General features: G+C 56.8%; 6 protein-coding genes and 1 tRNA gene. 5 read left to right on the top strand and 2 right to left on the bottom strand.

Annotation, left to right across the window (positions count from 1 at the left end; genetic code table 11):
* Positions 1–95 precede the first annotated feature (95 nt).
* A complete protein-coding gene (locus tag ACP5OT_RS17005) occupies positions 96–1,181 on the bottom strand; it encodes a polyprenyl synthetase family protein (RefSeq protein WP_424676776.1) in 1,086 nt (361 codons plus the stop codon).
* Between the two features lie 371 nt (positions 1,182–1,552).
* On the opposite strand from ACP5OT_RS17005, the gene ACP5OT_RS17010 reads away from it, so the two are divergent.
* Both ACP5OT_RS17010 and ACP5OT_RS17015 read left to right on the top strand, forming a co-directional pair.
* Positions 1,553–2,161: an RNA polymerase sigma factor gene (locus tag ACP5OT_RS17010; protein ID WP_424676775.1), complete on the top strand. Its 609-nt coding sequence runs from the start codon at positions 1,553–1,555 to the stop codon at positions 2,159–2,161.
* Between the two features lie 3 nt (positions 2,162–2,164).
* Positions 2,165–3,040, top strand: a complete 876-nt coding sequence (locus tag ACP5OT_RS17015) for an anti-sigma factor (RefSeq protein ID WP_424676774.1) — start codon at positions 2,165–2,167, stop codon at positions 3,038–3,040.
* Between the two features lie 72 nt (positions 3,041–3,112).
* Here the strand turns inward: ACP5OT_RS17015 and ACP5OT_RS17020 are convergent.
* A tRNA-Arg gene (locus ACP5OT_RS17020) sits at positions 3,113–3,189 on the bottom strand.
* A gap of 56 nt (positions 3,190–3,245) precedes the next feature.
* Between ACP5OT_RS17020 and ACP5OT_RS17025 the strand changes: the two genes are divergently transcribed.
* The 3 genes from ACP5OT_RS17025 to ACP5OT_RS17035 all read left to right on the top strand — a co-directional run bounded on the left by ACP5OT_RS17025 (position 3,246) and on the right by ACP5OT_RS17035 (position 6,952).
* Complete coding sequence (locus tag ACP5OT_RS17025) at positions 3,246–4,133, top strand: dienelactone hydrolase family protein (RefSeq protein WP_428113232.1); 888 nt, start codon at positions 3,246–3,248, stop codon at positions 4,131–4,133.
* 76 nt (positions 4,134–4,209) lie between these two features.
* Positions 4,210–4,992 carry a TrmB family transcriptional regulator gene (locus tag ACP5OT_RS17030; protein WP_424676772.1) on the top strand — a complete coding sequence of 261 codons (783 nt, stop codon included), beginning with the start codon at positions 4,210–4,212 and terminating at the stop codon, positions 4,990–4,992.
* Positions 4,993–5,029: 37 nt separating this feature from the next.
* Entirely contained in the window at positions 5,030–6,952 is a 1,923-nt protein-coding gene (locus ACP5OT_RS17035) for a heavy metal translocating P-type ATPase (RefSeq protein WP_428113236.1), read from the top strand.
* Positions 6,953–7,534: the final 582 nt, after the last annotated feature.

A 7,534-nucleotide genomic window follows, 5' to 3' on the forward strand; every position in this document is an offset into this window, starting at 1 on the left:
GAAACCCTGCGCACCATCAACAAAAAAAGTTGAGACGTTCGATGACAACGTCTCAACCACAACCATACCTTTGCCCATGCGAATACTGAGTGCTATTACACCTTACGTTCAATCACAAAGTGTGCAATATCGATTAACGCCTGGCGAGCCGGACCAGGTGGGAAGATGTCGAGATGAGCGATTGCCTGCTCGATATAGCGTTCCGCTTCGGTTTGGGCGGCAGCCACCCCACCAACCGCAATGACTTCACGAATAACCTCACTCACAAGAGGATCAGGTGGCGGATTGTGCATCAAAACCTCGCGTAGAAGGGGGTTCGGCGATACAGCCGTCGCATAGATAAGCGGTAAGGTAATCGTTCCTTGCCGCAGATCATTACCCGCCGGCTTTCCCAGTATGCGTTCATCGCCGATAAAATCGAGTACATCATCGATGATCTGAAACGCCATACCGAGATCGTAGCCATACTGACCCAAGGCAATGATCTGATCATCACTACCACCGCCGGAAACCATCCCAGCTTTACATGCCGCTTCAAACAACACCGCCGTTTTCGCTCCGGTCTTGTACAGATACTGGCGCAGAGCACGGTCGAACGGCTCGGCGACGGTAACGGGGCTTAATTCACCCTCGCAAATGGTTTGCACTGCTTCGGCGTAGAATGTAATAATACGCGGGTCAGGACTTCGCGCCATTTCAGCAGCAGCGAGCGCAAAGAAATAGTCACCGACCATCAGCGCAACATCGTTATCCCAGCGGGCGTGGACGGTGATTTGACCACGACGGCGATTCGCTTGATCGACTAAATCGTCGTGAACGAGCGAGGCGGCGTGGATGAGTTCGGCGGCGGCGGCTGGATGTATCACGCGGTTGAGCTGGTAATAGCCAAGCCGCGCGGCTAAGACGGCGAGCGCCGCGCGAAGCCGTTTGCCGCCGGAGCGTACAGTGTGGGCGCCGGCAGCACTAATGACGGCAACTCGTGAATGGGTTAATTCAAGGAGCCGCTGCTCGATTGCGCCGAGATCGGCCAAAATACCGGCTCGGTGGAAGATACCGGCCAAGCCACCGGCCGTTTGTGGTGGTAGTTCGCCGGTATTGTAGCTGCTATGAGTTGTTGGTATGCGCGCCTCAGGCAGCGAAACCGATCCCGACGGGTTAAGATGCGGTTGGTAGCCGGCCATGCGGCTGTTCCTTCCTAGGATCGCCGAACCGGTCTGGCGCCGGAGGCGACGACGATCCGATGACTGTGACGTGCATGTGCCAGAGCAACAAGGTGAAGTCGTTCACCTTGTGATATTCGCCACAATCCCAACTATAACATAACTAATATGTATGTCAAGCGTATTTGTATTATTCAATATAACTCTACCATAAGTTGCCGAAAAATGCACGGGAGAAAACCAGGGTACTGTCTGCCGATGCGTGATAATCGCACCGATGTACGTCGCTTGAAAGAGATGTGTATAATAGGGAATGAGCATCTTCGTACATCACCGGATTGTGAGGCATCCGATCGGCGGTGATGTACGTATTATGATACAAGAGGTTGGTAGTGGCCCAGCCCCACGATGCGGCTCGGTTAGCCCGTTTAAGCGATGAAACTTTGATGGAGCTGGTAGCGGCCGGTGATAGTGCAGCGCTCGCTCAGCTTTACGATCGGCATGCGCGAGTCGTTTACGGTTTAGCGTTGAGAATGTTAGGAGCTGCTGAGCCGGCTGAAGAGGTTGTGCAAGAAACCTTCTGGCGGGTTTGGAAGCGGGCGGCTACGTTTCAGATGCAAGGCGCCTTCTTGCCATGGATGTTCGGGATTGCCCGCAATCTTTGCATTGATGAGTTGCGACGGCGGCAAGTTCGCCCGATGACATCTGGTGCGAGTGAGGAGTTGTTGACGTCTCTACCTGACCAGATGCAGAATGTCGAGCAGTCGACGCTTGAAGCGGAACGTCGTCGGCTGATTTCCCACGCCTTGGCTGATTTGCCGCCGGATCAGCGTGAAGTTATTGAGTTGGCTTATTTTGGTGGGCTGTCGCAGCGCGAGATTGCCGAGCATTTACAAAGTCCTCTCGGAACCATCAAGACACGGATTCGGCTTGGTTTGCAGAAATTGAAGCAAGCGTTGCTTCACTACGGCATAGATGCTCACGATCACCAGGAATGTTAATGAATGATGGACTCCTCTGAGCAAGAGCAGACTGACGCCCTGCTGGCAGCAGCGGCATTGGGTAGTCTCGATCCTGCCGATCTGGCTGCACTCGAGCAGGTATTGGCAATGTCGCCCACTGCTCGGGCTGAGTTACAACAGTTGCGTGAAACGGTCGCGCTGTTGCCATACGCGGCTGCGCCGGCCGAGCCGCCTTCCCATGTGCGTGATCGGCTAATGGCCCGGATTGCTGCTGATCAAGCGCAGCGAATGCCTCCAACGCGCTCACCGCGGCCTGCGGGCTGGTTGGTACCTACAATCTTGACGGTGTTGGTCGTGGTGATCATCGGCTTAGGTGGGTTGACACTGACCTTGCAACGACAAGTAGCAACCCTTGCGGCGAACAATCAGCAGTTACTGACGGCGATCGGTGAATTACAACAAGCTGTTGCTGCCGGAGAGGCACAACAGGCGCAGTTGAGTAGGCAACTGGCCCGTTATGAGCAGCAGATCGCTCGCTTGAACGAGCAAATCGCGCAAGAGCGATTACTCGTCTCGTTTGTGAGTGCCCCTGGTGTCGCTACCCGCGAACTGCACCCTACACGGGCGGGTTTGGCGGCGCGTGGCGAGATGTATATGTATCCCGGTGAATCTCAGGCGGTGGTCGTGTTTAGTGGTTTGCCGCCGTTACAACCGGATCGCGTCTATCGGTTTTGGCTGAGCGATGGTACCCAGCGGATCGCGGCCGGTACCGTTCAGGTGGATGCTGCCGGGTTTGCAACGCTGATCGTGACTGCACCGCGAGAGGTGAATGCGTTCACCGAGGTGATGGTGACGGTAGAACCGGCGACCAATGCATCTCCGGGCGAAGGTGAGGTCATCTTGAGCGGGACGCTGTAATGGGATTGGTGACGAGTTGCGCGTCACCACACTCGCACGATAAAACCCGCCCACAATGGGCGGGTTCTTTACTGGCGACTCCGAGTGGGCTCGAACCACCAACCTTCAGCTCCGGAGGCTGACGCTCTATCCAGTTGAGCTACGGAGTCTTTCCATTTCAGAGTATACTCGATCATAGGCAGTCTGTCAACGTGAGGAGGTAGATGTGCAACGGCTGAGACGAGTGTTAGGGTGGATCGGGCTGGTGATCGGGATCGCTATCGTCGGGGTTATCCTGAGCATTCCGCTCGATGCGGTAATCGGAAGTGGGCGGGTGGAGGAGCTAACCAATGTTACGATTCCCGGCCCCGCCGGCCCGATCCGGGCCTTTGTCGCCGAGCCGTCTACTCCCGGCCCGCATCCGGCCGTGATCATGATCCACGAATGGTGGGGGTTACGACCTGACATCATCGAAAAGGCGACCGCACTCGCCGCCGACGGCTACGTGGTCGTCGCCCCCGATACCTTTCGTGGTGCGAGTACGACGTGGATCCCACGCGCGATCTATCAGGTTTCGACAACACCACCCGAACAGGTGCAAGCCGATCTCGATGCGGTGTTCGCGTGGCTGACGGCGCGACCCGATGTGTTGGCAGATCGGATCGCCGTGATCGGTTTTTGCTATGGTGGCCGCACGTCGCTGCTCTACACCTTGCACAACCCAGCGGTAGCGGCGACCGGCATCTTCTACGGCATGGCGGAAGTTGATCCTGAGGCGTTGCGCCAGATTCGCGGCCCGGTGCTGGGCATTTTCGGCGGGGCCGATGCCTCTATTCCGCTGAGTGAAGTAGAACGACTCGAACGCGATCTGCGCGTCGCCGCAGTGACGACGCGCTTTGTTGTTTTTCCCGATCAGCCACACGCTTTTGTTGGTGGCATCGACTCGATCAACGCCGGTGGTGCTCCCGGTGAGGCATGGCACGTGCTGCGCACGTTCCTCGCCGAGACGTTGTTGGGTAGGTCACAGTCGTACCCTCGCTTCCCACAAGGATCGGTTGCGCAGCATGTGACGCTGTTCGGTGTGCTCCATCATCGTTTCGTGTGTGGGTGGTAGGGGTCGTCGGTGAAAAAAACCTCTTGACAAAGTTGTGGTGCGTGGTACAATTTTAGTAGTTCGGAAGTAAACAACTATGATAGATACAAATCTGCTAGAACAATTAACGGCGCTGGGGCTAACCGAGTACGAAGCACGGGTCTATTTGGCATTGCTAACCGACTATCCGGCCACCGGCTATCAGATCAGCAAGCTGGCCGGTGTGCCGCGGTCGATGGTCTACGAAGCGTTGGGGCGATTAGAGGCGCGGGGTGTCGTTCTCAAGTCGGTTGAAGAGAAGGCGACGTTGTATCGCCCGATTTCACCGGCCATTTTGCTCGACCGGTACGAGCGTGAAGCACATGAGCGGGCCGAGACGTTGCGAAACCAGCTCATACCGCTCTTTCGGCACGAGGAGAATGACCGCTTATGGAACTTTAGCGGGCGACGTGAGGCGTTAACGGCAGCGCGTGATCTGATCGAAGGTGCTGAGCGTGAGTTGATGTTAGTACTGACCGACGCCGATGTTGAAGCGCTCTATCCGGCGTTGGCTGCCGCCCATGCGCGCGGAGTTGCGCTGGGGGTGATACTCACCGGTACAGCTCCCTTTTCTTTCGGTCAGGTGGTACGCCATCCCAAACGTGAAACCGAACTGCATGGTATGGTCGAAACGCTCATCGTGGTCGCCGATGAGCGAGAGTTTCTGATCGCTTCCGGCCATCTGGCGACGACGGCTACGGTCACCACCAACCGCAACATGGTTTTGATCGCGCGCCAATTTATCTGGATGGAGTTGTTTGCGCAGCGCATCTTTGCCCGATTAGGCGAAGACCTACTCGCTCGTCTCGATCCAGAAGATCGACAAGTTTTGCATTCGTAGCTCGGTTACGTTACCCGGCGGCAGAGAGGAGATTGTCATGACAACTATATCGAACACGGCACCCCGGCAGCGCCTGACGCTGCTGCTCAACGACGAGATCCTCGAACCGGCCTTTGTCGCTTTGACCCTGATCGGTATTGTCACTGGTCTGATACTGGAAGGATCGGGTGCGCCGGAGTCGATCACGCTGGCCGCCCACCTGGCGACCTATTTCTTTGGCAGCTTTTACGCCGTGCGCGCTATCATTGCATCGCTACGCCATTGGTCGATTGAAGTTGACCTGTTGATGGTATTGGCAGCGCTCGGTGCGGGCTATTTAGGCGATTTTACCGAAGGTGCGATTCTACTCTTTCTCTTTTCGTTGAGCAATGTGTTGCAAGCCTATGCAATGCGTCGTACCGAGCAGGCGATTACCGCGCTGATGCAGTTGCGCCCGGATATGGTGACGGTTCGTCGTGATGGGCGTGAACTCGATCTGCCGGTTGAGGCAGTGCAAGTGGGCGATGTGGTGGTGCTCCGCCCCGGTGACCGAGTGCCGCTCGATGGTGTGATTGAACGGGGTAGTGGTTCATTTGACGAATCGGCGCTGACCGGTGAGTCAATGCCGGTGCAAAAAGGTCCGGGGATGGCAGTGTTGGCCGGCACGCTCAACCAGACCGGTGCGTTGGAAGTTCGGGTAACCAAGCCGGCCAGCGAGAGTACGTTGGCCCGTATTATCACGATGGTGAGTGAAGCACAAGCGCGCAAGGCGCGGTCGCAGAGCTTTCTTGAATATTTTGAGCAGCGGTATGCAATCGGCGTGATCGTCGCGGTGATTTTGTTTATCCTTGCCGTACCGGCGCTAACCGGAGCCGACTTTACCGATACGTTCTACCGCGGAATGGTGCTCCTCACGGTTGCTTCGCCGTGTGCGTTGGTGATCAGTGTGCCGGCTTCGTTGCTGAGCGCGATTGCAGCCGGGGCGTGGCGTGGGGTGCTGTTCAAGGGTGGAGTGCATCTTGAGGAATTGAGCAAGGTACGGGTGATCGCTTTCGATAAGACCGGCACGTTGACCTTTGGTAAACCGACGATGACCGATCTTGTGCCGATGAATGGGGTGGACGAAGCCGATCTATTGGCGATTGTTGCCCGTGCCGAGCAACCTTCAGAGCACCCAATTGCGCGTGCCATTTTGCAAGCCGCCGAAGAACGCGGGATCACGGTTGCGCCACCCGAGCAGTTTACGGCTGTGACCGGGATGGGTGTGCGTGCGATGTGGGAAGGGGTTGAGACACTGGTCGGTTCGCCGCACTTGTTTGCCGAGGCCGGGGTGGTTGTGCCGCCGGAGTTGTCGGTGCGGGCCGATGAGCTAATGGCGCAAGGGCGCGGGAGTGTGTTGTTCGTTCGGCGTGGCGAGCAGTGGTTGGGATTGATAGCGGTGATGGATCGCGAACGGCCCGATGCAGCCCAACGCATTGCCGAGTTGCGTGCTGCCGGTATTGAGCGGATCGTGATGCTGACCGGCGATAATCCACAGGTGGCGGAAGCGATGGCGCGCCGGCTGGGTGTGGACGAGGTGCATGCCGGCCTGTTGCCCGCCGATAAGCTGCGTATCGTTGAGCAGTTACGCCAGCGTTACGGTGGTGTGGCGATGGTCGGCGACGGTGTGAATGACGCACCGGCGTTGGCGGCGGCGACGGTGGGAATTGCAATGGGGGCTGCCGGTACCGATGCGGCACTCGAAACCGCCGATCTGGTCTTGATGCGCGACGACTTAAGCGCGATCACCTACGCGCTGCGCCTCAGCCGCCGCACACAGCAGGTCGTCTGGCAAAATATTATCTTTGCGCTGGCGGTTGTGGTCGTGTTGGTAACAACAACATTGACGGTGGGTGTGCCGTTGCCACTCGGTGTGGTCGGTCACGAGGGGAGCACAATTATCGTGGTGCTCAACGGGTTACGGTTGCTGCTGTTCCGGTAGGAAAGTCCATAATCCATAATCTAGGACTCTTGTCACTCTGGCATACTATCCTTGTTGCCTGTTACCATGCTGCATAGCGTGGTCGAGGTTCAGGAGGGTGGTATGCCTACTTGTATCCGCACCGTTAGTTCGGTGGTGCTAAGCCTCTTGTTAATGGCGATCCCTGTGCCGCCTGCGTCGCCGAATGCACAGGGCGATATTGTTCAGTAGAACTCACCAACGATGCGACTCAGCAACGACGGGATCAATTGGACGGAATGGATGTCGTATCAATCTAGCATCGCATAGACATTAGACTCAGGGAATGGGGTACAGACTGTTATTGTGGAGATCCGAAATGGCTCAACAGTCTATCAGCAAAGTGATTCAATAATGTCATTTCGAGCGTAGCGAGCAATCTTCCTCACTCCTTCCCCACGTTAGGATTGCTCGGGCACTGGCGTGCCCTCGAAATGACAGTGGGGGGCAGTACTATTTGTCATTTCGAGCGCAGCGAGCAATCACTCTTCCCCACGTTAGGATTGCTCGGGCACTGGCGTGCCCTCGAAATGACAAAGGGGGACGCCCCTTCCCCACGTTAGG

The sequence above is a fragment of the Chloroflexus sp. genome (assembly GCF_049970315.1).
GTDB lineage: Bacteria > Chloroflexota > Chloroflexia > Chloroflexales > Chloroflexaceae > Chloroflexus.